The 24,606-nt window shown below is 75.2% G+C and carries 21 protein-coding genes and 1 riboswitch; of the genes, 14 read left to right on the top strand and 7 right to left on the bottom strand.

Annotated features, from left to right (window positions below):
* The first annotated feature begins 62 nt into the window (after positions 1-62).
* Positions 63-584, top strand: a complete 522-nt coding sequence (locus ACYVGT_RS13720) for an AAA family ATPase (protein WP_460857964.1) — start codon at positions 63-65, stop codon at positions 582-584.
* Positions 585-708: 124 nt separating this feature from the next.
* Entirely contained in the window at positions 709-1,344 is a 636-nt protein-coding gene (locus tag ACYVGT_RS13715) for a pyridoxamine 5'-phosphate oxidase family protein (RefSeq protein ID WP_460858141.1), read from the top strand.
* Between the two features lies 1 nt (position 1,345).
* Here the strand turns inward: ACYVGT_RS13715 and ACYVGT_RS13710 are convergent, their stop codons facing one another.
* The gene (locus ACYVGT_RS13710; protein ID WP_460857961.1) at positions 1,346-1,630 is read right to left on the bottom strand and encodes a helix-turn-helix domain-containing protein; all 285 of its coding nucleotides are present in this window, start codon (positions 1,628-1,630) and stop codon (positions 1,346-1,348) included.
* A gap of 163 nt (positions 1,631-1,793) precedes the next feature.
* On the opposite strand from ACYVGT_RS13710, the gene ACYVGT_RS13705 reads away from it, so the two are divergent.
* The 8 genes from ACYVGT_RS13705 (at position 1,794) to ACYVGT_RS13670 (ending at position 11,618) form a co-directional block, all read left to right on the top strand.
* Positions 1,794-2,657: a Rossmann-fold NAD(P)-binding domain-containing protein gene (locus ACYVGT_RS13705; protein WP_460857959.1), complete on the top strand. Its 864-nt coding sequence runs from the start codon at positions 1,794-1,796 to the stop codon at positions 2,655-2,657.
* A gap of 116 nt (positions 2,658-2,773) precedes the next feature.
* A complete protein-coding gene (locus ACYVGT_RS13700) occupies positions 2,774-3,403 on the top strand; it encodes a TetR/AcrR family transcriptional regulator (protein WP_460857957.1) in 630 nt (209 codons plus the stop codon).
* Between the two features lie 202 nt (positions 3,404-3,605).
* Entirely contained in the window at positions 3,606-4,826 is a 1,221-nt protein-coding gene (locus ACYVGT_RS13695; RefSeq protein WP_460857955.1) for an acyltransferase family protein, read from the top strand.
* A gap of 110 nt (positions 4,827-4,936) precedes the next feature.
* Entirely contained in the window at positions 4,937-5,701 is a 765-nt protein-coding gene (locus tag ACYVGT_RS13690; protein ID WP_460857953.1) for an SDR family NAD(P)-dependent oxidoreductase, read from the top strand.
* 114 nt (positions 5,702-5,815) lie between these two features.
* On the top strand, positions 5,816-6,997 hold the full coding sequence (locus tag ACYVGT_RS13685; protein WP_460857951.1) for an NAD(P)/FAD-dependent oxidoreductase: 1,182 nt from the start codon (positions 5,816-5,818) through the stop codon (positions 6,995-6,997).
* A gap of 43 nt (positions 6,998-7,040) precedes the next feature.
* Complete coding sequence (locus tag ACYVGT_RS13680; RefSeq protein ID WP_460857949.1) at positions 7,041-7,319, top strand: YiaA/YiaB family inner membrane protein; 279 nt, start codon at positions 7,041-7,043, stop codon at positions 7,317-7,319.
* Positions 7,320-7,441: 122 nt separating this feature from the next.
* Positions 7,442-7,540: riboswitch (TPP riboswitch) on the top strand.
* Entirely contained in the window at positions 7,531-8,199 is a 669-nt protein-coding gene (locus ACYVGT_RS13675) for a TenA family protein (RefSeq protein ID WP_460857948.1), read from the top strand. Its footprint overlaps the riboswitch before it by 10 nt.
* Positions 8,200-9,539: 1,340 nt before the next feature.
* Positions 9,540-11,618, top strand: a complete 2,079-nt coding sequence (locus ACYVGT_RS13670; protein WP_460857946.1) for an acyltransferase family protein — start codon at positions 9,540-9,542, stop codon at positions 11,616-11,618.
* Positions 11,619-12,434: 816 nt separating this feature from the next.
* Here ACYVGT_RS13670 and ACYVGT_RS13665 read toward each other — a convergent pair.
* Positions 12,435-13,373 carry an AraC family transcriptional regulator gene (locus ACYVGT_RS13665; RefSeq protein ID WP_460857944.1) on the bottom strand — a complete coding sequence of 313 codons (939 nt, stop codon included), beginning with the start codon at positions 13,371-13,373 and terminating at the stop codon, positions 12,435-12,437.
* Positions 13,374-13,494: 121 nt separating this feature from the next.
* Between ACYVGT_RS13665 and ACYVGT_RS13660 the strand changes: the two genes are divergently transcribed.
* Entirely contained in the window at positions 13,495-13,962 is a 468-nt protein-coding gene (locus tag ACYVGT_RS13660) for an anthrone oxygenase family protein (RefSeq protein ID WP_460857942.1), read from the top strand.
* A gap of 504 nt (positions 13,963-14,466) precedes the next feature.
* The gene (locus ACYVGT_RS13655) at positions 14,467-16,146 is read left to right on the top strand and encodes a BCCT family transporter (RefSeq protein ID WP_460857940.1); all 1,680 of its coding nucleotides are present in this window, start codon (positions 14,467-14,469) and stop codon (positions 16,144-16,146) included.
* Between the two features lie 238 nt (positions 16,147-16,384).
* Here ACYVGT_RS13655 and ACYVGT_RS13650 read toward each other — a convergent pair whose 3' ends face one another.
* Together ACYVGT_RS13650 and ACYVGT_RS13645 are read right to left on the bottom strand one after the other, a co-directional pair.
* On the bottom strand, positions 16,385-16,486 hold the full coding sequence (locus ACYVGT_RS13650) for a DUF397 domain-containing protein (RefSeq protein WP_460858139.1): 102 nt from the start codon (positions 16,484-16,486) through the stop codon (positions 16,385-16,387).
* A 201-nt stretch (positions 16,487-16,687) separates the two neighbouring features.
* Positions 16,688-17,380 carry an NADPH-dependent F420 reductase gene (locus ACYVGT_RS13645; RefSeq protein WP_460857939.1) on the bottom strand — a complete coding sequence of 231 codons (693 nt, stop codon included), beginning with the start codon at positions 17,378-17,380 and terminating at the stop codon, positions 16,688-16,690.
* 90 nt (positions 17,381-17,470) lie between these two features.
* Between ACYVGT_RS13645 and ACYVGT_RS13640 the strand changes: the two genes are divergently transcribed.
* Both ACYVGT_RS13640 and ACYVGT_RS13635 read left to right on the top strand, forming a co-directional pair.
* A complete protein-coding gene (locus ACYVGT_RS13640; RefSeq protein ID WP_460857937.1) occupies positions 17,471-17,917 on the top strand; it encodes a winged helix-turn-helix transcriptional regulator in 447 nt (148 codons plus the stop codon).
* Between the two features lie 124 nt (positions 17,918-18,041).
* Positions 18,042-18,878, top strand: coding sequence for a VOC family protein (locus tag ACYVGT_RS13635; RefSeq protein ID WP_460857935.1), 837 nt, complete (start codon positions 18,042-18,044; stop codon positions 18,876-18,878).
* Between the two features lie 430 nt (positions 18,879-19,308).
* Here ACYVGT_RS13635 and ACYVGT_RS13630 read toward each other — a convergent pair whose 3' ends face one another.
* The 3 genes from ACYVGT_RS13630 to ACYVGT_RS13620 form a co-directional block, all read right to left on the bottom strand.
* Complete coding sequence (locus ACYVGT_RS13630; RefSeq protein WP_460857933.1) at positions 19,309-20,817, bottom strand: amidase; 1,509 nt, start codon at positions 20,815-20,817, stop codon at positions 19,309-19,311.
* A gap of 682 nt (positions 20,818-21,499) precedes the next feature.
* On the bottom strand, positions 21,500-22,678 hold the full coding sequence (locus ACYVGT_RS13625; protein WP_460857931.1) for an FAD-dependent monooxygenase: 1,179 nt from the start codon (positions 22,676-22,678) through the stop codon (positions 21,500-21,502).
* A gap of 435 nt (positions 22,679-23,113) precedes the next feature.
* Positions 23,114-24,606: alkaline phosphatase D family protein (locus ACYVGT_RS13620; RefSeq protein ID WP_460857929.1), on the bottom strand; the 1,493-nt coding region annotated here is incomplete at its 5' end.

Below are 24,606 nucleotides of genomic sequence, written 5' to 3'. Positions count from 1 at the left end.
CGCCGCCCGCACCCCCTCGTCCGTTCCCGGAGGGAACCGGCGCCGCCCGCTACCGTGGCGCCATGCCCGCAACCGGAACGCCGGAGACCCGCCTCATCGTGCTGCGGGGCAATTCCGGCTCGGGCAAGAGCACCCTTGCGGCCGGGCTGCGCGCGCGGTACGGGCGGGGCCTGGCCATCGTCGGCCACGATGCGGTCCGCAGGGGGATTCTCGGGGAGAAGGAGCGCCGGGGAGGCGCCGCGCCCGGGCTGATCGACGCCATCGCCCGGTACACCCTCGACGCCGGCCGGCACACCGTGGTCGAAGGGATCCTCAGAGCGGACCTGTATGGCCCGATGCTGTCCGTGCTCGCCGCCGACCATCGCGGCACCACCTGCTTCGCTTACCTCGACATCCCCTGGGAGGAGACACTGAGCCGGCACTCCACCCGCGCCAAGGCGGCCGAGTTCGGCGCTGAGGAGATGCGGGGCTGGTTTCGGCCCCGCGACATCCTTCCCGGTGGCTGCGAGCACATCATCGGCGCCGGGTCCACGGTGGCGGAGTCGGTCGATCTCCTCATTGCCCGCGCGGGGCTCGGGGAGTAGTCCGAGGGACGCTCTCGACCCTCCGGCGGCCGCCGACCTACACTGTGCACGCCTTGGCCCCCGCCGCGGGCGGCAACGACAGACCTGGAGAAGTGCTGTGGATGCGTCGTCGGTGGAGAAGCCGTTGGAGCCCGTCGAGCGGGTGGTGGCCGGTGAGGCGGAGCTCCGCGAGCTGGTGGGGGAGCCGGCGGGCCGGGCTGTGGCGAAGGAGCGGGCGGTGCTCGCCGAAGTGGACCGGGCGTGGCTGGCGGAGTCGCCGTTCTGCCTGGTGGCGACCTCCGGGGCGGACGGCAGCTGCGACGTGTCGCCGAAGGGCGATCCCGCCGGGCAGCTCGTGCACGTCATCGACGACACGACGATCGTGCTGCCCGACCGGCCCGGAAACCGGCGGGTGGACGGGCTGCGCAACATCCTCGGCAACCCGCACGTCGGCCTGCTCTTCATGATTCCCGGCCGCGGCGACACGCTGCGCATAAACGGGCGGGCGCGGATCGTCTCCGACGCGCCGTACTTCGACGGCCTCGCGGTCAAGGGGAAGCGGCCGAAGCTCGCGGTGGTGGTGGAGATCGACACCGTCTTCCACCACTGCGCCAAAGCGCTCCTGCGGTCTCAGCTGTGGCAGCCCGGCATGTGGCCCGGCCCCGAGGAGATGCGCACACCGCCGCGGGCGCGGATCGCCAAAGAGCTGGAATCCCCCGAGGTGCCGCTGAGCGAGCTCGAGGAGTACTACGGGCCCGCCTACGCCGAGCGGCTCTACTGAGTCAGGAGGCGCGCGACGCGCTCTCCGGGGAGGCGCCGGAGGCGGCGCCGCCGACGCGGGCGGCGAGGTCGGCCAGGTCGAGGCCGACGGCGCCGGCGATCGCGGCGACCGTGAAGAACGCCGGGTTGGGGATGGCGCCGCGCTCGATCTTGCGGAGCGTGTCGATGGAGACGCCGGCCTCGGCGGCGATGTCGGCCGCCGTGCGCGGCGCACGCGCCGCCCGCAGGACCTGCCCCAGCGCGCGGCCGCGGTCCCGCTGCCCTTCGGTGAGAGGTGTCCGCACCATGCGCCGATGGTAGCGGACCGCCCGTTCCGCCAGGAGCCGCGGCGGCGCGCACGGCGGCGGGCGCCCAACGGCCGGTGGATCCGGGTCGCGCCTGGAGCCCCGCGTATGCTCCCCGGCGTCTGGGCCATGGGCGCTGCGGCCCAGGGGCGGTTGGGTTGGCACCATGACATCGAACGCAGACATCGCCCCTGGCCACCCCGGCACTGCGCAGCAGGCGACCGCACTCGTCCTCGGCGGAACCGGGACGACCGGCCGCCGCGTCGCTGCGCGGCTGAGCGCGCTCGGCCGCGGAGTACGGATCGGCTCCCGCGCCGGTACCCCGCCGTTCGAGTGGGGAGACCCCCGCACGTGGCCGCCGGTGCTCGACGGAGTCCGTGCCGCCTACCTCGCCTACGCCCCCGACCTCGCGTTCCCAGGAGCGGACGCGGCCGTCGCGGCCTTCACCCGCCGGGCCGTCGAAGCAGGCGTTGAGCGCCTCGTCCTGCTGTCCGGGCGGGGAGAGGCCGGCGCGCTCCGCGCAGAGGAGGCCTTCTTCGCGGCCGGGCCGCCCGTCGGCGCGGTGGTGCGGTCGAGCTTCTTCGCCCAGAACTTCACGGAGGGCCTCCTGGCCGAGCCGATCCGGTCCGGGGTTCTGGAACTCCCCGCCGGCGGCGCCGCAGAGCCGTTCATCGACGCCGACGACCTCGCCGACGTCGCTGTCGCGGCACTGACCGGTCCGCGCGGCGACCACGCCGGTGCGGTCCACGAGGTCACCGGGCCGCACCTGCTGACCTTCGCTGAGGCCGTGGGCATCGTCTCCCGGACTACGGGGCGGACGGTGGACTACCGGGCCGCGGCGCCGCGGGAATTCCGGGACGGCCTGCTCGCCGCAGGGATGCCCGCCGCCGAAGCGGAGGGGCTGACCGCGCTCTTCACCGAGGTGCTGGACGGCCGCAACGCCCACCTCGCCGGCGGAGTCCAGGCGGTGCTCGGCCGGCCGCCCCGCTCCTTCTCCGACGTGCTCCGGCAGGCGGCGGACCAGGGCTGAGGCAGCGGCCCGCGCCGGTCGGCGCACACCACCGCGGCCTCGGGGCCGCGCGGCACGCGGTGGCGGATCCGGTCCCGCGGACGCCGGTGCGCACCCCGCTGCATTAGATTCGGCGCATGCAGACGGAGCAGGAGAGGGACGGCGGCGGTGAGCGGCGGCGCACGTTCATTGAAGAGGCCCGCCGGGAGCAGATCATCGGGGCGGCGATCGCCACGATCGCCGACGTCGGCTACGGCAACGCCTCGCTCGCCCGTATCGCCCGCCAGGCCGGGATCAGCAAGGGCGTCATCTCCTACCACTTCGCCGGCAAGGACGAGCTGATGGACCAGATGGTCCAGCGGGTCTACGGAGCGGCCGGTGAAGCGGTCGCGCCGCTGCTGCTGGAGGCGCCCGGCGCGCGGGCCGGCCTGCGGAGCTACATCACCGGGCTGGCCGCCTACATGCGGGACCACGAGACCGAGCTGCGGGCGGTCACCAGCGCCTTCCACGGGGCCCGCAACCCCGACGGGAGCCTGCGCTTCGGCATCGACGGCCTGGAGCCCATCTACCAGGGGATCGAGCAGATCTTCGCCGACGGGCAGGAGAGGGGCGAGATGCGGGCGTTCGACCGCAGGGTCGCCGCGGTGAGCCTCCAGGCATCGATCGACACGATGTTCGGATACTGGATCGCCCACCCCGGCCACGACCTCGACGCCCACGCCCGCGACCTCGCCGACCTCATGGACCACGCCGTCCGCGCCCGGTAGGAAGCGGGGCGGCGCCCTCTCCGCGGAGTGCGTGCGTGCGCCGCGCCCGGCAGGCTCCGGGCGCTGCCTCGGGGGCGGGCCAGGGGGATCCCCCATGTCCGCAGGTGGACATTCCGGATGGCGCGGTCCGCCGCGCGTGCCATTATTTGGCCACTCGGCCAGATTTTCAGCCACTTGGACAACCTGTGGAGGCGGCAATCCGATGACGCGCCCTTCAACCCCCCGCCCGCCCGGAGCGCAGGCCGGCCCCGCCGGAGGGCCCCCGCCCGCCGGTACGCCGGACGCGGCCGCCGCGGAGGCGGCGCCGACCGCGGAGGCGCCCGCGGGCCCGCGCCGGCTCGGCGCCTTCGACAACCTGCGGATCCTGCTGACCGTCCTGGTCGTCGTGCACCACGCGGCGCTCACCTACGGCAACATCCCGCTCTGGTACTACACCGAGCCGGCCCAGGACCCCACCGGCGGCATCCTCGACCTCGTGGTGATGCTCAACCAGACCTTCTTCATGGGGTTCTTCTTCCTGATCTCCGGGTTCTTCGTGCCCGGGTCGGCCGACCGCAAGGGCGGGCGGGCCTTCCTCCGCGGCCGCCTGCTGCGCCTGGGCGTGCCCCTGCTGCTGTTCCTGCTGCTCGTCCGCCCGCTGCTGCAGCTCCCCGGTGCGCTGGACGGCCCGCTCAGCGCTCTGCCGTACTGGCTGTACTACCTGGTCACGTGGGACCCCGGGCCGATGTGGTTCGTGGAGACCCTCTTGGTCTTCAGCCTCGCCTACCTGCTCATCCGCCGCCTGCGGCCGCGCCGGGCCGCTGCGCCGGCCGCGCCAGCGGCGGAGCAGGGCGGGCGGTTCCCCGGCGCGGGCCGGGTCCTCGGCTTCACCGCCGTGCTCATCGTCCTCACCATCTCCTGGCGGTTGCTGGTCCCGGTGGGCTCCTACTGGCCGGTCGTCGGCCTGCCCACCCCGGCCTACCTGCCGCAGTACGTGCTGTTCTTCGCGGCCGGCGCGGTGGGCTACCGGCGCGGCTGGTTCCACAGCGTGCCCCGCGCCGGCCTGTGGACCGGGCTGGGCCTGATCGCGTTCGCGGCGGTCGCGTTCCTTCCGCTGGGCGAGGCCTACCAGGAGAGCGCGCTCGCCGCCGCAGCCGTCGGCGCCTTCGACAGCACGTTCTCCGTCGGTGTCGTGCTGGTCCTGCTGCGGCTGTTCCAGCAGTACTGGCCCACTCAGGGCGCGGCGGCGCGGTGGGTCTCCGACCACGCCTTCGCCGTCTACTTCCTGCACGCCCCGGTCCTCTCGGCCCTGGGCTACGCCCTCGCCGGGTGGGATGCTGCAGCCCTGGCCAAATTCGCCGTGCTGACCGCTCTGGCGCTCCCCGTGTCCTGGGGCGCCGCCGCGGGGCTCCGCTCCCTCCCCGGGGCGCGGCGCGTCTTCTGACCCGGGGCGTCCGCCGGCGGACGCCCTCCGGGGCCTCCTCCTGCTCGGGCCGCCCCGGGATTCACCGAGAAGTACCGACCGAGACCCGCAGCAGAAAGAGAGCAGCAGAGATGAGTGCCTTCACCGGAAAGAGCGTCCTGGTCACCGGCGGCGCGAACGGGATCGGAGCGGCCACCGTCCGCCGCGCGGCCGCGGCAGGGGCGCGGGTGCTGATCGCCGATACCGACGCCGAGCGCGGCGCGGACGTGGCAGCCGAGACCGGCGCGGTCTTCCAGCGCACCGACGTCACCGACGCCGATCAGGTCGCCGCCGCGGTCGAGCGGGCCGCTGCCGACCACGGCGGCCTCGACGTCCTCCACCTCAATGCGGGGGTCGGCGGGCCCAGCGAAGGCCTCGCCGCCGCCACCGGCGTCCCCTTCGACCTGGACGAGTACCGCACCGCGGTCGCCGTCAACCTGCACCACATCGTCTACGGCGTGCACGCGGCCCTGCCGCACCTGCGCGGCCGCGCAGGCTCCTCGATCGTCGTGACCGCCAGCGGCGCCGGCCTCTACGCCACGCCTTCGGGCGAGATCTACACCGCCACCAAGCACGCCGCCGTGGGCTACGTCCGCTCGCTCGCGCTGACCATCGAAGCGCCGCCGGTCATCAACGCCGTCTGCCCGGGCTTCGTCGACACCCCGATGATCGCCGGGATCCGGCCGATGCTGGAGGAGATGGGGCTGGGCGCCACGATCATGGAGGCCGACGAGATCGCTGCCGCCGTCGAGCGGCTCGCCGGAACGGCGGAGAGCGGGCAGGCGTGGCTCGTCGAGAAGGGAGCCGAGCCCGCGCCTTTCGCGTTCCCGCCGCTTCCCGGCCTACCTCAATCCTGACCTGCGGCGGGGCCGTCCGGCGGCCCCGCCGCGGAGCGCTGGGCAATCCGCTGCGGGTCCTGTGCTCGGCGATGCCGCGGCCCGGCGCCGGGCAGGGTTTGGCAAGCTGGCTGCATGAAGGTGATTGTCATCGGCGGCGGCATCGTCGGCGCCAGCGCCGCCTACCACCTGTGCCGCGCAGGCGTGCCGACCACGCTCGTCGACTCCGCCCGGCGCGGCCGGGCCACCGACGCGGGGGCGGGAGTGGTCTTCCCGTGGCCGATGCCCGGAGCCTCTCCCGCGGATACGGCATTCGCGCTGCAGGCCGCCGCGGACTACCCGCGGCTCATGGCCGACCTCGACAGCGACGGCCAACCCACCGGCTACCGCGCGGTGGGCGGCATGGCGGTGGCCGGCGACCCGGCGGCAGCCGACCGTGACCTGGAGCTGCTCCGCGCGCTGAGCGCGGAGCCCGGCTACGAGGGGATCGGGGCGGTCCGCCGGCTGGCGGAGGGCGAGCCCGCCGAACACATCCCGGTGCTCGATCCGTCGCTGTCCGGGGTGGCGGTCCCCGGAATGGCCCGCATCAGCGGCCGCCAGGTGCGCGATGCGCTGATCGCGGCCGCTGAAGAGCGCGGGCTGCGCACGGTGGCCGGCGACGCCGAGATCACCGCCTCCGGCCACCGCGCCACCGGCGTGCGCGCAGGCGGCGCCGAGCTGCCCGCCGACGCCGTCATCGTGGCCGCCGGTGCCTGGTCGGCTGCGCTCCTCCGCCCGTTCGGGATCGACCTGCCCGTCTATCCGATGCGCGGCCAGATCGTGCACGCCCGGCTGCCGCGGGAGCGCACCGGCGAGTGGCCGGTGGTCCGGTTCAGCGGCACCGGCCGCTACCTTCTCGGCGCGCCGCCCGACCGGGTGGTACTCAGCGCCACCCGCGAGCCGTGGGCCGGGTTCGACCACCGGGCCACCGTCGGCGGCATCCTCCAGGTCCTCGCCGACGCCGTCGAGACCGCGCCCGCCCTCACCGACGCGGAGCTCAGCGCGACCCGCATCGGCTTCCGCCCGGCCAGCCGCGACGGCGTCCAGCTGCTCGGGGCGCCCCGCACGCTGGACGGCGTCACGGTCGCGACCGGGCTGGGCGCCAACGGCCTCACCTTCGGCCCCCACCAGGGCGCCGTCGCGGCGCGGCTGGCGCTGGGCGAGGACACCGGGCTGGACCTGGAGCCGTTCCGGCCGGACCGCGTGGCACCCGCTCCCGGCACCCCGCCGGGCGGTACCCCGGCGGCGCAAAGCGGCCATACCCGCCGCACTGAGTAGCGGTACTCATGCCCGGCGCTGCACCGCCGCCCACTATGGCGTTATGAGTTCTTCTCCCTTCACCACCAAGGTCACGGCCGCCTTCTACCTCCAGGCGATGATCGCCTTCGGCGTCTCCAGCGCCGGCCTCCTCGCCGGAATCGCCTTCCTGCCCATCGACCACTGGATGCGCGCGTTCATCGCGATGGGCGTCCTGTTCGTCATCACCTCGACCTTCACGCTGGCCAAGTGCGTGCGCGACCGCCAGGAGGAGGTGGCGCTGGAATCCTGGACCGACCAGGCGTACGCCGCCGCCAACCAGCGCGCCTACAGCGGTAAGTGACGCGCGGCCCGCCGCGCTCCGGACGCCCCCAGGGCACGGAGCGCGGCGTTCGCGTGTACGGGGCCGGGCACCGCGGGGCCGGGGGCGCCCTACCCGCCGCGAAAGGGGCGCTTGTAGGGTCGCCGCATGGCGCGGGGTGCCCCGGCAGGGCTGGGGCTGAGACGACACCCGTGGAACCTGCACTAGTTCGCACTAGCGAAGGGACGCCACCATGAGTGGTTTCTGCGCACGGGCCTGGGAGGCCACCGCCGACGTCCGGGGCGCGATCGACGCCCTGCCGTTCGTCACCGGGCTCGCCGACGGCACGCTGAGCCCCGACCGGTTCACCTACTACATGGCCCAGGACGCCCTCTACCTGCGCGGCTATGCGCGTGCGCTGGCCTCGGCCGCGGCCCGCGCCGACCGCGCCGAGGAGCTGGCGTTCTTCGCCAAGGCCGCCCACAACGCCATCGCTGTCGAGAGCACACTGCACGCCGGCGTCGTCGGCGACGGCGGCGGCGCGGGGCCCGCCGCCGGCGAGCGGCAGTCGCCGACCTGCACCGCCTACGTCTCCTACCTGCTCGGCCTGGCCCACACCCAGGGCTACGGCGAACTCGCCGCCGGGGTCCTGCCCTGCTTCTGGGTCTACACCGACGTCGGCGCCCGGCTGCTGCAGAAGGCCGGCGACCTCGGCGGCCACCCCTTCGGCACCTGGATCGCCACCTACGCCGACGAGGAGTTCGCCGCCTCCACGCGGGAGCTGCGCGGGATCGTCGACGGCATCGCCGAGCGCTCGGACCCGGCCACCGTGGACCGCATGCACGAGGCCTTCACCACGGCTACCACCTATGAGCTGTGGTTCTGGGACGCCGCCTGGCGGCGCGAGTCCTGGGCGCACTGAGCCGCGAGGAGGAGGCCCCGGGAGCGGCGCCCCGCGCCGGGGCCGCCGCCTCAGACGACGCGGCCTCGGGGCGCCCCGCGCCGGCGGTGAACCGCTCGGCGCTCAGCGGCGCCGGGTCGCGGATGATCTCCCGCCCGCGGCCGTCGCCTGCAGGAAGCCGTGTCCGGAGGAGCCGGTCGCCTAGCAGAAGCCGGCGGGGGTGCGCCGTCGGCGCCGCTGAGCGCGGCGCAGTCCGGAGTGGTCTCGTACAGCCCCGCCGGTCCGCGGCCGACGGGCATGCCGGACAGCAGGCCGTCGCTGTTGTGCCCGTGGGCGCTGCAGGCGGAGCCGGGGGTGGACGGTAGCCGCGGCGGGCGCGGGTCCAGCGGCCGGGTGAAGGCGATCGGGCGGTGCACGGGGGAGACCGGCAGCTCCACGCCGGCCATCCGGCCGATCGCGGGCGGTCGCGCTCCGGCCGCGCACACGGCCGGGCCGGCCTGCGCGATCGCACGCCCACCGTGTTCTGAAGTGCCACCGCGCGCTCGAAGGCGGCGTCGTCCGGGCGGGACAGCGGGAAGAGGGAGCCGAGCGGGTCGAAGCCCGCGCCGGCGCCGGCCTGCTCGGCGAACGCGGCGTGGGCGCGCCGGCCGCGGGCGCCCGGGGCGCTGTCGAGCCGGTCGGAGGACTGGGCGCGCACTCCGGCGGCCGGCATACCGGAGGAGCCCGGTCGACGCTGCGCGGGCCCCCAGCAGCGGGACGCTGCGGCTCGGCGCGACAGAGGGAAGAGCGCCGAAGTGCCGAGGATGCCGCCGCCGACTGCAGCGGCGTCCGCCCGGGCGCGGCGCCGCCTTCCGGGGCCGCGCCGAGCCGTGCGGAGCGCGGGCCTGCGCGGCAGCCCTGCTCCCGGTACACCCCGGGCCCCCGTTCCGGAAGGGCGGCGGGGCGAGAGGCCGGGGCGGGGGCCGGTGGCGGCTGGGACCGGCGTTTCCCCGCGCCGGCGCCGAAAAAGTGATCTGAATCTCACTGGTGCGATGGCTTCGGTGGCGGGCGTTCCCGGTTCCGCGCGGCCCGCGGCGCGGAAAGTCCCAGGTGGGCCGCCGGGTCCGGGGGCCGGCGGGCAGTCCCGGCCCCTGTCGGCGTGTTGCCCGTGCGCGACTTCTGGGCGGACCCCCGGAGAACTTTCGTCCTACGTGTGCTGTGCCGCGACGATTCGGCTACCCACGGTCGTGTTTTCCTGAGAGAATCCCCGTTCCTGAGAGAATTCTCAGGAACGGCGCATCGGGCCACCGCCCCGCCGGGCGGCGCCCCGCCCGGTCCCCGATGCGGCGCACCCGAGCCCCGAGACTCAGGCAAGGACACCTGTGGCGACCCGATCCCGTCCCGCGCCGGCACCGACGGCCTCCCGGCCAGCACCGCCCCGCCGCTTCTTCCCCGAGGTCCAGGGGCTGCGTGCGCTGGCAGTGGCCATGGTCGTCGTGTACCACATCGACAAGGACCTGCTCCCCGGCGGCTACGTCGGGGTGGACGTCTTCTTCGTGATCTCCGGGTTCCTGATCACGACCCTGCTGCTGCGGGAGGCACGCACCAGCGGCCGCGTATCCATCTCCGGCTTCTATATCCGCCGTGTCCGCAGGATCCTGCCCGCAGCCACCGTGGTGCTGGCCGCCACCGGCGCCCTCTCCATGGTGCTGCTGCCCTCGGCCCAGCTCCTCGACACCGCCAAGCAGCTGGTGGCCTCAGCGGCCTACGTGCAGAACCTCCTGCTGGCCGCCGATTCGGTCGACTACCTCGCCGCGGGTGCCGCGGAGAGCCCGGTGCAGCACTTCTGGTCGCTCGCCGTGGAGGAGCAGTTCTACCTGCTGTGGCCGCTGCTGTTCGTCGGCTGGACCGCGCTGCCGGCCCGCTGGCGCCGCGCCCGGGTGCTGCTGGCGGCGGGCGGGGCCGTGATCGCCGCCTCGCTGCTCTGCTCGGTGTGGCTCACCATCACCGACCCCGCGCCGGCCTACTTCCTGCCGCAGACCCGCATGTGGGAGCTGGCGGTCGGCGGGGTGCTGGCCATGGTGCTGGCCCACCGGACGCTGCCGGAGCAGGTCCGCGGGCCGCTGGGCTGGGCCGGACTGCTCGCCATCGCCGCGGCCGCCATCACCTACGACGACGCCGTCGCCTTCCCCGGCTACACCGCCGCGCTGCCGGTGCTGGGCGCCGCAGCGGTGATCGCCGCCGGGGAGACGCGGGGCCGCTGGTCCACCTACCGGCTGCTCAGCGTCGCGCCGGCCCGGTTCATCGGCGACACCTCCTACGCCATCTACCTGTGGCACTGGCCGCTGATCGTGTTCCTGCCCTTCGTGCTGGGCACCGACGGCCTCGGCCTCGCCGGCGGCCTGATCGTCGCCGCCGGCTCGGTCCTGCTGGCCTGGGCCACCAAGGTGTTCGTGGAAGACCCGGTGCGCACCAACGGCCTGTTCAAGACCGGCCGCTCGGCGCTGGTCTTCGCGGTCTCGGCCGCGCTGCTGGTGGGCTGCGTCAGCGCCGCCGGCTGGGCCAAGATCGAGCGCCACCGCGACGTGGCCTTCGACCCGCAGGTGCACGTCGGCCCGGAGGCGCTGGCCGGCGCAGGAGCCCCCGAAGGCACGGACGGCGCCGCGGTCTACCCCTCGCCGATCGACGCACTGGACGACCTGCCCAGCGTCTACGACGACGAGTGCCAGGCCATGCCCGGCGACCGCGAGGCCGACCCGTGCTTCTACGGGCCCGACGACGCCGACGTCACCGTCGCCGTGGTCGGCGACTCGCACGCCGCACACTGGGTGCCGGCCGTGCGCAAGGTCGCCGCCGAGGAGAACTGGCGGGTGGCCACCTACACCAAGTCGTCCTGCCCGTTCACCGCCGAGCCGGTCACCCGCAACGCCGGCGAGGAAGCGGCCTATCCGGAGTGCGAGGACTGGAACGCCGACGTCGTCGAGCGGCTCACCGGCGACGACGCGCCCGACGTGGTCTTCACCAGCAACCGCAGCGCCGCGGCCAGCGCCGAGCTCGGCGACGGCGACGAGGGCAAGCAGGCCATCGCCGACGGCATGGACCAGCAGTGGGCCGCCGTCGAGGAGGCGGGCGCGCGCGTCGTCGCCATCGCCGACACGCCGCAGTCGGTGGCGCGGGTGCCGGAATGCGTCGAGATGAACGCCGCGGATCCGCAGGAGTGCGCCAAGGAGCGCGCCGATGCCCTGGACGGCGAGGACCCGCAGCAGCTCGCCGCCGACCTGCCCGGCAACGGCGCCGAGGTGGTCGACCTCAACGGCCGCATCTGCACCGACGACACCTGCCCGGCCGTGGTGGGCAATGTCCTCGTCTACCGGGACTCCCACCACCTCACCGCCACCTACTCGGAGATGCTCGCGCCCGACCTGGAGAAGGAGGCCGGGCCCGTCCTGCGCGACCTCTGACCGCACCCGCGTGCGCCCCGTCCGGGCGCACGCTGCGGCCCCGTGCCGACCGTCCCGGCCCGGGGCCGCAGTGCTGCGCGGGGGAAGGCCCGATCGGGGCGGACCCGGCGGCGGGGAGGAAGCCGCCGGCCCGCTGCCCGGCGGGTACCGGCCGCCGGCCCAGCCGGGCGGGTGGCTGCCGTGGCGGTGAAGCCGGCCGAGCGGCCGGAAAGCCCCGGCGGAGCAGGGGACGGGGACCGAAGCCGGCCGATCCGGGAACCGCGGACCGGCGGCCCGGTCCAGTACGGCGGCGGAGAGGGGAGCCCCTGCCGGCGCCGGGTCCAGGGGGGCTGCGGCTCCCCCCCCCCGGCGGGGAGCGCAGCCGGGAACTCGGCCGGGCCGCTGCCGGCGGGCGCTGCGAGCATGCCGCGCCGGTGATGCCGGAGGCGGACCTCGGGGGCTGTCCCGGGCGGCCGGAGTGCTGGCCCGCGGCGCAGCGCTGGGCGGTTCGCGCCGGCCCAGGGCGCCGCCCCGGAACCGGTGCTGTGCCCGTGCGGGCGTCGGCCGGCGGCGATGGACGGCGGCTTCAGCGGCCGCGCGGTACGCGGCCGGGGCGGCGCGACGGGCAGGGCAGACGTTGCCCTGCCCTGTCGGCCAGGGGGCCGGGACACGGGGCGAACCCGCCGCCGGGGCTCCTGAGGAGCCGCACCGGCGGGGTCCGCAGTACCCGGCGTGGCCGCAGAAGCGGCTGTGCCGGTGGGGCCGGCGGAGACGGTCTGCCCCTGCGGCGAGGCCCGGTGCCGGACGGGTGTTCGGCCGGGTGCCGCACTGCGCCGTTCACGCGCCCGGGCGGCCCGCGCGGTGGGCGCTCGGGCTGACGCCGTGCACCCGGGTGAAGGCCGCGCTGAAGGCGAAGGGAGACGCGTAGCCGACCCGGCGGGCGATGGCGGCCAGCGTGGCGTCGGTGCTGCGCAGCAGGTCGGCGGCGAGCGCCAGCCGCAGGTCGGTGAGGTAGGCGATCGGCGGCCGGCCCACCAGCGCGGAGAAGCGCGCCGCGAGCGCCGCCCGGGAGGCGCCGCATTCCGACGCCAGCAGCGCCACCGTCCACGGCCGCTCCGGACGGGTGTGCAGCAGGCGCAGCGCCTGCCCCACGAGCGGGTCGGTGCGCGCCCGGTACCAGGACGGGCCCGCCGCGGCTCCGGCGGAGAGCAGGCCGCGCAGTGCGGACACGAGCATCAGGTCGAGGATGCGGTCCAGCACCACGTCCTGGCCCGGTTCGCGCCGGGTGACCTCGCGGCTCAGCAGGTCCAGCAGCCCGCTGTCCCAGTCGCCGGCCGGGACGTGCGCCAGTGGCGGCAGCAGGTCCAGCAGGCGGCGGCTCACCTCTCCGTCGGCGAGGTAGGTGCCGACGACCATCTCGTCGGCCGCGCCCGGCCCGTCGCCCCAGGTGCGCACGCCGAGGTCCATCCGGTCGGCGACCGGCGCGCCGGACAGCGCCGTGCACTCCTGGCCGGGGCCGATGCGGACGCGCGGCGGCACCGCGGGGGAGTCGGAGACCGAATAGGGGGCCGGTCCGCGCGCCAGCACGGCGTCGCCCGGCCGCATCTGCACCGGTCGGCCGGTGCCGGACACCCAGGCGGTGCCGCGCACCAGCACCATCAGGGTGAGCGGAGCACGGTCCGCCACCCGGATGCCCCACGGCGGGTCGAACAGGGTCCGCAGCAGGAACGCGCCGCGGGCGCGCGGGCCGTCGAGCAGTCCCGCCAGATCGTCCATGCACGGAGCATAGACGCGCGCGTATGGCCGCCGGGGTTTCGGAGATGGAGCGCACGGGGTGCGGCGCGGTTGACTGGAATCCGGGAGCCGCCGCCGGCGGCTGCAGACGTGAGAGAGCACCATGGACGCCATCGAGGCCATCGCCGCCGCCGCTGCGGTCACCGCTGCAGGACTGTTCGCCGGAGCCTTCTTCACCTTCAGCATCGCCGTCATGCCCGGACTGTCCGCGGCGGGCGACGCCGTGTTCACCGAGGCGATGCACCGGATGAACACCGCCATCGTCAACCCGGTGTTCCTGGCGGTCTTCCTCGGTACGCCGGTCCTGGCCCTGGTCCACGCGGCCCTGTCGGACGGCGGCGGGGCGGTCGCCGCGTGGGCGGGGTTCGCGGCCGCGGCGGCCGTCGTGCTCATCACCGCAGGTGCCAACATCCCGTTGAACAACGCACTCGACTCCGCGGGTCCCCGCCCGGCCGACCCGGCACGCGTCCGCGCGGCCTTCGAAGCCCGGTGGGTCCGCTGGAACACCGTGCGCACCGTCCTCTCCGCGGCCGGGCTCGCGGCGCTGTCCGTCTCCGCGGTGCTCGCCTGAGCGCCGCCCGGGCCGACGGAGAGCCGGCGCGGCAGCACGGTGCCGCCGCCCAGCGGCATGCGGCTGCCGGTCCCCGGCCCCGCCGGCGCTGCCCCCGCCGGCAGCGGGCCCGGCGGGGGCACCCCGCGCGACCGGCTCCGGCGGTGGCAGGTGCGGACGCGGGTTCTCCGCCGGCGGGATCCGCGCGGCCGGCAGTACCGGCGGCGCGCGGCAGCCGGCCGCCTCGCCTCGCAGAAGCGCGTCCGCGGACGCCGCCGCGCTGAACGAGCCCGGTGCGGCAGTGCGGAGGCGCTCCCCGGGCCGCCGAATACCACGCCTGAGCACCGGTTTCGCCCCAAACGTCCGCAGCGGAGTGGGATACGGCACGGCGCGCCAGGGAGCCCGCGTGGGCGCGAACATTGCCAGCGGGTGAATCGCGCCACACGCGTACACCGGGCAAGGAGGACTATTCTGGGCGACTTGTTCTGATCATCCCCGCGATCTGCCGCGGCGTCCACCGAGCCGATGTGCCATTTCCGGCCGTGGACGGACTTCGAGGAGTGTCCTCCGATCCCCACTGACGAGCAGTCTTCGCCCCTGCCCACGGGCCGCCGGGCGGACGTCTGGGTCATCACCATCAGCGGCGGCCTGCTGGCCGCCTTCGTCGCCGCAGCCCTCATCGCACCGGGTGCGACCGGTGCGGCCGTATCCGCCGCCTTCGCCTTCTCCGCCGACTGGTTCGGCGCCTACTGGCAAGTCCTCCTGCTGGCGACCGTCGTGGTCGCCGCCGTCCTGGCGTTCTCCCGCTACGGGAGGGTCCGGATGGGCGGCAGGGACACGCCGGAGTTCAGCGTCTTCCGCTGGGTCGCCATGGTGCTGACCACCCTGCTCGCGGCCGGCGGCGTGTTCTGGGCCGCGGCTGAGCCGATCGCCCATTACGCGGATGCGCCGCCGCAGTACGCCGACTCGATCGACGGCCCGATGGCCGGCGTCGCGACGGCGCTGGCGCAGAGCTTCACACACTGGGGCCTCGCCGCGTGGGCGATCGGCGGCTCGCTGGCCACCCTCGTCATGATGCGCGGTGTGCAGCAGGGCATGCCGCTGCGGCCGCGGACCCTGCTCTATCCGGTCATGGGCGAGCGCATCCGCACGCACTGGCTGGGCACGGTCACCGACATCGCGTGCATCGCCGCCACCGTCGCCGGAACCGTGGGGCCGCTCGGCTTCCTCGGGCTGCAGGTGTCGTACATGTCGAGCACGCTCTTCGGTACGCCCGACAGCTACGGGGTGCAGGCGGTCATCATCCTCAGCCTCACCGTCGTCGCCGCCATCTCCCTGCTCAGCGGTATCTCGCGGGGAATCCAGCTGCTCAGCCGGATCAACGTGTGGGTCGCGGTCGTGCTGGTCGCCGCGATCGTGGCGCTCGGATCGGGCGCCTTCGTCGTCGACGCCCACCTGCAGGCGACCGCGGTGTACGCACGCGAGTTCGCCACCATGACGCTCTTCCGCGGCGACGCCGAGTGGCTCGGCTACTGGACGGTGTTCTTCTTCGGCTGGTTCCTGGGATACGCGCCGATGATGGCGATCTTCATCGCGCGCATTTCGCGCGGGCGGACCGTGCGCCAGATCTTCGTCGGCGCCACCCTGCTGCCGACCGCGGTCACCAACCTCTGGTTCAGCGCGCTCGGCGGCACCGGCCTCTACCTGGAGACCCAGCAGCCCGGGGTCATCTCCGACCCCTACGCCGAGCACGGCCTGCCGGCTGCGGCGATGTCCATCATCCAGGCGCTGCCGTTCACCGCACTGCTCGGCGTGATCATGGTGATCGTGTCGCTGGTGTTCTTCGCCTCCACCATGGACGCGATGTCCTACACCATCTCCGCGTCCAGCATGCACGGCGGCGAGCCGTCCGGCTGGGTCCGGCTGTTCTGGTGCGTCGGCATGGGCCTGGCCGGCGCGGCGCTGCTCGGTGTCGGCGACGGCGGCGTCGACGCACTGCAGTCGTTCATCGTGGTCGCCGCCGTCCCGGTCGGCCTGATCCTCCTGCCGACCCTGTGGACCGCCCCCCGCGTCATCCGCGAGATGGCGATCGAGCAGGGCATCGTCACCCCGGCCCGCTCCGTCGAATCCGACCCCGCCGCCGAGGCCCCGGCCGCCTCGGAGCAGACGCCGGACTCCGACGAGGAGCTCGTCGCCACGCGTTAAGCGGGCGACAGCGGTTGAACCGCCACGCGCCGGCGCCGGGTTCAGTCCCGGCGCCGGCGCGCTGTCGTCGGATGCTGGACTACCGGCGGCGGCCCAGTGCCAGCACGACGGCGGCGCCGGCTACCCCGGCTCCCGCGACCGCAAAGTGCGCCGGAACGGCCTCGGCCACGGCGCCCGAGAAGTCCGCGCCCTGGTTGATCGGGCGAGACGCATTCGCAGCCTTTGCCGGGGTGCTGCGTCAGAGCGCTTCGCGAGCAGCTGCGGCGCAGAACGCTGTCCACGCGCTGCGCGAGAGAGGCAGCTCGGCTTCCTCGGGGTGGACGGAGTCGCGGAGGGCCATCCGCGCAGTGCCCGCGCCGACCTCACCGCACTGCGCGCCGCCGGCCTCCTCACTGCCCACCGCGCCGGCCGGTCCGTCCGCTACCCGAGGTCGCCGCTGGGAACGGCTCTCCTCGGGAGCTGACCGGCCGGTCGCGGGGAACCCGCCTACTGCGGGCAGAACGCGCGCCCGCGCGGTCCGTATTGATGTTCTCAGGGGGAGTCAGCTGACCGCAGGGAAGGCAGCCGCGGGGTCGTGGCCCGCACTGACGAGGCCCATCAGGAACCCGGCCGCCTCTTCCAGCTGGCGGGCGCGGGCGGGGCCGCCGAGGACGGCGGGGGTTCCGCCGGCGTCGCGGATGAGCCGCTCGGCCATCGCCCGGGCCGCCCCGGCCCCTGCAGCGGCAACCACGGGCCTGACCTGCGGGCCGTCCTCCCACACCGCGGACGGGAAGAACTGGAAGGCCTTCATGACGTGTGCCCCGGGCGCTGCGGCCGCGATCCGCTCCGCGGACGACTCGCCGGGCGGCAGCTGCACGGCGCCGCTGCCGTAGTCGGCCGGGTTGGTCGGGTCGATCAGCGGTGTGCCGCGCAGACTCGTGTGAGCCCGTGCCAGGCCGAGCATTGATTCGGCGCCGTCCCAGGGCACGGCGAGAAGGACGGCGTCGCGGCCCGATGCCGCGGCGTGCGGGGGAAGCGCCTCGGCCTGCGGTCCGAGACCGGTGGCGAGGACCCGCGCCCGCTCCGGGCTCCGCCCGCCGACAGCGATCCGGTGGCCGGCGCGGATCCATGCGCTGCCCAGCCCTCGGGCGAGCGCGCCGGTGCCGAGGATTCCGATCCGCAGCGGCCCGGATGCGCCGCCGGCCGCGGAGTCCCCGCCGTCGGACGGCTCCGGCCGCGTGGTGGTGTCGTTCATGCGTACTCCCTAGCTGTGGGGTGTTCGCGGCGACGCTAGACGGCCCGTTGCGCACCGGGCGGTGCGCAACGGGCATGGCAGCATGGGGCTATGGCGATGGCTGTGTCGGGCGCCGGGTCCGCGCCGGAAGGGCGGAGCGGTGTGCCGCGTCCGCCGCACTGCGAGGACCGCGTGGTGGACTGCCGCCTGCGCGCCGCCCTCGACCTGTTCGCACACGTCTGGGACCCCTTGGTTCTCGCGGCCCTCGACGGCGGGCCGCTGCGCCGCAGCGCGGTCAAGGCCGCGGTCGGCGGTGTGCAGGACAAGCCGCTGACCGAGGCGCTGCACCGGCTGCAGGGCAACGGCCTCCTCAGCCGCCGGCGGTACCGGGAGTCGCCGCCGCGGGTGGAGTACGCGGTGACGCCGCTCGGCCGGACCCTGCTCGACGGGCCCATGCGCGCAATGGCGGAGTGGACCGCTGCGCACGCCGGCACACTGCTCGCCGCCCAGGCCGCCGCGGAGGGGCGCGCGGCGGCGGCCGGCAGCGGCGCCCGATGACTTCCGTACGCGCACCGGGCGCCGGCATCGGGCGGCGCGCGGCGATGCGGACCCGCACTGTCCGGGTGAGGAGCCATGATGGCCGCACGCCGGGCGCCGGCCCGGCGTGCGACCGAGGAGGACCATGCGCGAACAGGCACGCTATCCGGCTGGAGTGCCCTGCTGGGTGGACCGGACCGGCGAGGGGATCGGGGCGTTCTACGCCGAGGCGTTCGGCTGGGAGCTGGCCGACGGTCCGGCCGGGGCTCCGGGGCGCATCGCCCGGCGGACCAGCGGCGGCGGTGACGTTGCCGGCATCGGCCTGCCCGGACTGTCCGACGGCACCGACCGCTGGACCAGCTATATCCGGGTCGACCGCGCCGACGCGGCGGCGGACCTGGTCAGCGAGCACGGGGGCACCGTCCTCGCCGCTCCCGCCGACGTGCCCGGCGTTGCGCGGGCCGCCCTGTGCGCCGACCCGGAGGGCGCCGTGTTCGGGCTGTGGCAGGCCGCGGGCATGGGCGGCGCGCACGAGGTGAACGCGCCGGGCACCTGGAGCTTCAGCTCGCTCACCACGCCCGACACCGATGCGGCCGCCGCCTTCTATGCGGCGGTGTTCGGCTGGGAGGTGCAGCCGGCCGGTCCCGGCGGCGTGCCGACGCGCCTGGTGCTGCTGGCCGGCTACGGCGACTTCCTCGAGCGCCACGTCGACCCGCAGATCCGGGCGCGCCAGGCGGCGGGCGGCGTACCGCCCCGCTTCGAAGACGCCGTCGCCTGGATCGAGCAGGGCGCGGGGCCGGCCCGCTGGGAGATGAGCTTCGCCGCGGCCGACGCCGACGCGGTGGCGGTGCGCGCCGAGGTCGCCGGCGGCTCCACCGTCGAACCGATCGTCGACGAGGGCTGGATGAAGCACGGCGTCCTCCGCGATCCCGGCGGCATCCCCTTCGCCGTCGGCGAATTCCGCCACCCGCCGCAAGGCTGACCGGCGCGGCCGGGACCGTTCGCGCCGCCCGCCGGGGTGCGCCGGCGGCCGGGGCTGCCTGGCCGCTGCGGTCCCGGGGAGCCGGAGGCGTTCCGGGAGGGGCGCGGGCTCCGTGGCGGAGGGAGGCGCACCCGAGCCGGGCCGGGCGCCGCTGCCCACGCTCCCACCTGGCGCAACGCGCCCTCGATGGAAGGGGGCGCCGGCGGGCGGCGAGCCAGCCTGCGGTGCGCTCCGCGGCCGCGGTGCCGGCGCGCTCCGGCCTGCCGCCCGCGGCCGCTCAGGGCCAGGGCTGCGCCCGGCCCGATCCTGCACGTCTGCGCCGCGGCCTGGGGCGGCGCCGCTCAGCGGATGCGCCGCAGGCCCGAGGGCGTTCCGCGTGGGGGGAGGAGACCGCCCTTCTCCGGACGCGCGCGGGCGCTTCCACGGCAGGTCAGGCGGCGGGTCCGGGGGTGGGGAACGGAACGTCGGCGGGGCGCCGGTGCGCCCAGGGGCGGGCCTCTTCGAGCTGGGCGGCCAGGCGCAGGAGGAGTCCCTCCCCGGCCGCCGGCGCGATGAACTGGACGCCGAGCGGCAGGCCGGCCGCGGTCCAGTGCAGCGGGACCGACATCGCCGGAGTGCCGGTGAGGTTGGCCGTCAGCGTGAACGGGGTCGCCGTCAGATTCGTCATCAGCTCGCGCGTCACCAGTCCGGTCGCGGCGACCAGCCGTTCTGCGTGCAGCTTGACCAGGACCGACTCGGCGCTGCGCAGCCACGGCGGCGGGTCGAGCCTGCCGACGGCCACCGGCGGTCCGGCGATGGACGGCGTCAGCAGCAGGTCGTAGCGGGAGTGGAAGTCCGCCAGTGCCAGGATGTGGTCGTTCCACCGCTGACTGCCGCGGACGTAGTCGGCCGACGACTGCGCACGGCCCATCGCCGCGAGCATCAGGGTGTCCGGCTCGAAGGCGTCGTCCCCGCAGCCGGTGTCGGCCTTGACCCCGGCCACCAGGCCGGCCATCGAGCCGTACCACAGCGCCGCGAAGTCGGCGGTGAGCGCGCGGCCGTCGATCGCCGGCTCGTCTTCGGCGACGTCGTGGCCGAGCTCGGCCAGCAGCGCCGCCGCCGACCGCACCGCCGCAACCGCCTCCGGGTGCACCGGAGTGCCCAGCGGCGAGCGGTCGGTGAAGCCGATCCGCAGCCGTCCGGGCGGGCGCCCCACTTCCTCGGTGTAGGGCCGCTCCGGCGGCGCGATCGGGTACGGCGAGGTGGGTTCGGGTCCGGCGACCGCGTCGAGCAGCGCTGCGCTGTCGCGCACGGTCCGCGTCAGCGCTCCGTTGACCGAAGCGCCGTGCATCGGCTCGCCCGAGGTCGGCCCGAACGGCACCCGCCCGCGGCCCGGCTTGAGGCCGAACAGCCCGCAGCACGCCGCGGGGATCCGGATCGACCCGCCGCCGTCGTTGCCGCCCGCGGCCGGCGCGATCCCGGCAGCCACGGCGGCCGCCGAACCGCCCGAGGAGCCGCCCGGCGTATGGCCGCGGTTCCACGGGTTGCGGGCCGGACCGAACTCGCGCGACTCCGTGACCGCCTTGGCGCCGAACTCGGGCACGTTGGTCTTGCCGAACGGCACCAGGCCGGCCTCCAGCCAGCGGCGCACCACCTCGGCGTGCCGCGGGGCCGGCACGTCCCGCAGCGCCCGGCAGCCGGCTGACGTCGGCAGTCCGGCGTAATCCTGGGACAGGTCTTTGAGCAGGAACGGGACGCCCGCCAACGGCCCGCTCGGCGCAGCGGCCGCCCGTTTGCGCGCCTCGCCGTACATCGGCCGCACGATCGTGTTCAGCGCCGGATCGACCTCCTCGGCCCGCGCGATCGCCGCCTCCAGCACGGCACCGGGCGCGACCTCCCCGCTGCGGATCAGCTCGGCCAGGCCGACGGCGTCGTACTCCAGGTACTCGTCCACGCGCATGGCCGGAACCTAGCACGGGGGAGTGGAACGTGTTCTCGAAGCCCGGCCGTTTCCGGACCGCGCCCCGCCAAGCGCCCCCCGGACGGACACGCAAAGGCCGCCAGGACTCAGCCGGCCGGAACACTCCGCCTCAGGCGACGGCCGCAGACCGAGGCACGCCGTGCGCGCCGCAGAGAACCGGCAGCGAGGACGAGGTGCCACGGTGCCTTGCCCGATGTGAGGGCGCGGTGCCGCAGCCGCACTTCTACGCGGCATCGCTCCCGAATGCTCGCCGCCCGCGCCACCGTGCGAGACGGGCCAGTGTCCGCACGCCAGGGGGCGGCTAGCTGGGCTCGACACCCGACGGGGCCGCCGCCAGGCCGTCATCGGCGGTGCCGCAGACAGGGCCCTCGTGCGCTGGGAAGAGGGCGTGGAGAGTCGGGCCTCGCTCCGGGCCTTCGGGCGCTCCTATCCCGGCATACACAACAAGGCGCCGCCGCATCCTTCCGTCAAATCGGAAGCTGGCGCGCGCTGGCCGCCACCCGCTGTCCGGGCGCCCGTTCCGGACACCAGCCGTACCACCATGGGCAGGCTGGTGGACGCGGTGTCGCAGGGGCCGTTCTCGGCGATGCCGTCCGGTGGGCCTTCTCGTTGCCCCGGGCAAGGAAAGCCACGGCGGCACCGCGGTCGCCCCCCCCGGGGGTCAGCGCGCCGCGGCGCGGGTGCGCTTCTCGACCGCCAGGACGGTGCTGACGGAGGCGAGGGACGCCGCGAATGCGCGGCCGGCCCAGGGCGTGATGCTGCCGGCCAGCGACGGCGGGAGCACCACGGGCCCGTTGACGGGGCGCGCCGAGATGAGGGAGGCGCGCGCGGCCCGGGGGCGCCGGGCCCGCTCGTAGCGGCGCAGGGCGGCCGCAGTCCCGCCCCGGGGGCCGTCGGGGCCCCCGAGCGACCAGGTCAGCGCTGCCGCGTCCTCCAGCGCCTGGTTGGCGCCTTGGGCCATCATCGGTGGAAAGGCGTGCGCCGCGTCGCCCAGCAGCGTGACCGGGCCCTCGCCCCACGTCCGCGGTACAGCGTGCCGGTAGTGCGGGTAGGGGTGCAGGTCCTCGTCGCGCGCGTTCGCGAGAAGTTCGGCGACCTGCGGGTCCTGCCAGTGGGCGTAGCGGGCGCGCAGCATCCCGGCCGGCGATGCGGGCAGCGGCCCCTCCGGATCCCACGGTGCGTCGAACCACCACTGCAGCAGGCCGTCTCCGGCGGGCATGATGCCGCAGTTGCCGTCGCGCCCCTGCACGAACCGGCATACCGTGCCCTCGGTGAACGCTCCGGGTACCGGCGTGAGCGCCTGCCAGGACGCCCAGCCGCTCGGCTTGGCCGGCGGCAGCCCGGGCAGCGCGTCCCGCACGACGGAACCGATGCCGTCGGCACCGATCACCGCGTCGCCCTCGGCGGCCGAACCGTCGGCGAATTCCACCCGTACCGGTGCTGCGCCGTTGCCGGAGCTGCCCTGAACCGACACCGCGCCGGCGCCGAAACGCAGTACTCCGCTCGGCAGGCCCTCGGCCAGCCGCCGCAGCAGGGCGCTGCGCGGCACCGTCCGGTTCTCGTGGCCGAGCACCTCGGTCACCGCGGCCATGTCGATCGGCATCGCCGACCGTCCTGCGCCGTCGGCCATCTCCAGGATGTCGATCCGCCGGCCCAGGTCGGCGATCGAGACGCCGACGGCGGAGAGTGCGGCGAGCCCGTTTGCGTAGAGGCCCAGCGCCGCCCCGCCGGTGCGCAGGGCCGCGCTCCGCTCATAGACCTCGACGGTGTGGCCGCGTGCCAGCAGTCCGCGCGCCGCCGCCAGGCCGCCCACCCCGCCGCCGATGATGATCACCTGCATGTCGCACCCCCGCTTGTCAGCCCCGCTCTTGAGCGGAACGTACCAGCGCCCAGGACGCTCCGTGCAGCGGGTCGCCGCGGCGGAAAGGCCAGCTCAGGAGGGCTTTGCGGGGCCTCGAACCCGCCCCGCGCGACCCGTGCGGACTGCGGGGAGCCGAGTCCGGATCCGGCCTGCCCTTCCCGCAGGCGCTCTGGCGGGAGACGGCCGCGCGGATCGCGGCGCCCCCCAGTACCGGCGGAACCGCTCGGCGGCGCGCCGCTCTCCGGCCCGGGCGGACGGGGATCGGGGCCGGCCGGTGCGCCGCCGGCCGGCAGGGGGCGGGAGCGCGCCGGGGAGTGCGGGCGCCGGCGGGTCCGCGGGTCGGGCCGAGACACCTCCGCCCCCGTCCCCGGCGGCGCTCCCCGCGGGCGGATGCGCCCCGCGGAGCGGCCGGTCCTACGGCGCAGGGGGCGTGTCCTCGCGGGCGCCCGGGATGCCGTCGCGGATAGTGAAGCGGGCGCGGTCGCGGATGGGCGAGCCCGGGCGGCTGACATAGTCGAGCACGCGGTAGTCGGCGGTCCACTCGGTCGGCGTGACCACGTTGCGGACGTAGCCCCGCCGCCGGTTGATGAACGCGATGTGCGGGTTCTCGGCCAGCTGCACCGGATCCGTCGGCGCCTGCTCCATGCCGTCGCCGCCGCTGGTGAACGACGTCCCGACCAGCTCGGTGGCGACCGTGTCCGACTCCGGGTCGGTGAAGTCGGCCTTGACGTCGACGACGTAGTTGGCGTGCACGTCGCCGGTGATCACGACCGGGTTGGACGCCGCGGCCAGCCGGTCCCGCACCTCGTTCCGCTCCACCAGGTAGTTGTCCCAGGCGTCGTCGCTGAACGTCTCGGCGCCGCCCGCGGTGAAGTCGCGCTGGGAGAAGAACACCTGCTGGGCGAGGACATTCCAGCGCGCCCGCGAGGACGCCAGCCCGTCCAGCAGCCAGCGCTTCTGCTCCGCGCCGAGGATGGTGCGCGACGGGTCGTCCCGCTCTTCGTCGCTGACCTGCGGGCTGCGGTACTGGCGCGTGTCCAGTAGGTGCAGGTCGACCAGGTTGCCGAAGGAGACCCGCCGGTAGAGCGCAAGGTCGGGCCCCACCGGCCGCTGGTAGCGGCGCAGCGGCATGTGCTCGTAGTACGCCTGCATCGCGTTGGTGCGCCGGCGCAGGAACTCCTCGGCGGGCTCCTCGCCCTCATAGGGGTTGCCGTCCGCCCAGTTGTTGTCCAGTTCGTGGTCGTCGAACACCGCTGCCCAGGGGTGCGCGGCGTGCGCTGCCTGCAGGTGCTCGTCGGTCTTGTACTGGGCGTGCCGGATCCGGTACTCGGCCAGCGACTCCGCCTCCACCGCCGGCACGTGCGGCCGGCCGATCTCTCCCGGCTCGCCCGTTTCGTAGATGTAGTCGCCGAGGAACGCCACCAGGTCGAGGTCCTCCTCGGCCAGGTGCGCCTGCGCGGTGTAGTGGCCGTTGGTGTAGCTCTGGCAGCTGGTGAACGCGAACGCGAACCGGTCCACGCGCGCCCGCGGATCCGGCGCCGTGCGGGTCCGCCCCGCCGGGCTGACGTGCTGGCCGCTGCGGAACCGGTAGAAGTAGTCCGCCCGCGGCCGCAGGCCCTCCACCTCGACGTGGACCGAGTGCGCCCAGCGGGGGCCGGCCGTCGCCGTGCCGGACTTCACCACGTCGCGGAAGTGCTCGTCGGTGGCCACCTGCCACTCCACCTCGACGTCGCGGCGCGGCATCCCGCCCCGCCCGTCCTCGGCGAGCGGGTCGGGGGCCAGCCGCGTCCACAGCACCGTTCCGCCCGGCTGCGGATCGCCGGAGGCGACGCCGAGCGTGAACGGATCGCGGCGCCCCGCCGTGCCGGGGCGGGCGGGCGGCGCGGCGTCGGTGCCGAGCGCGGCCG

The sequence above is a fragment of the Nocardiopsis coralliicola genome (assembly GCF_054779695.1).
The sequence above is the reverse complement of the archived record's forward strand: the minus strand, read 5'-3'. Positions and strand labels throughout refer to the sequence as shown.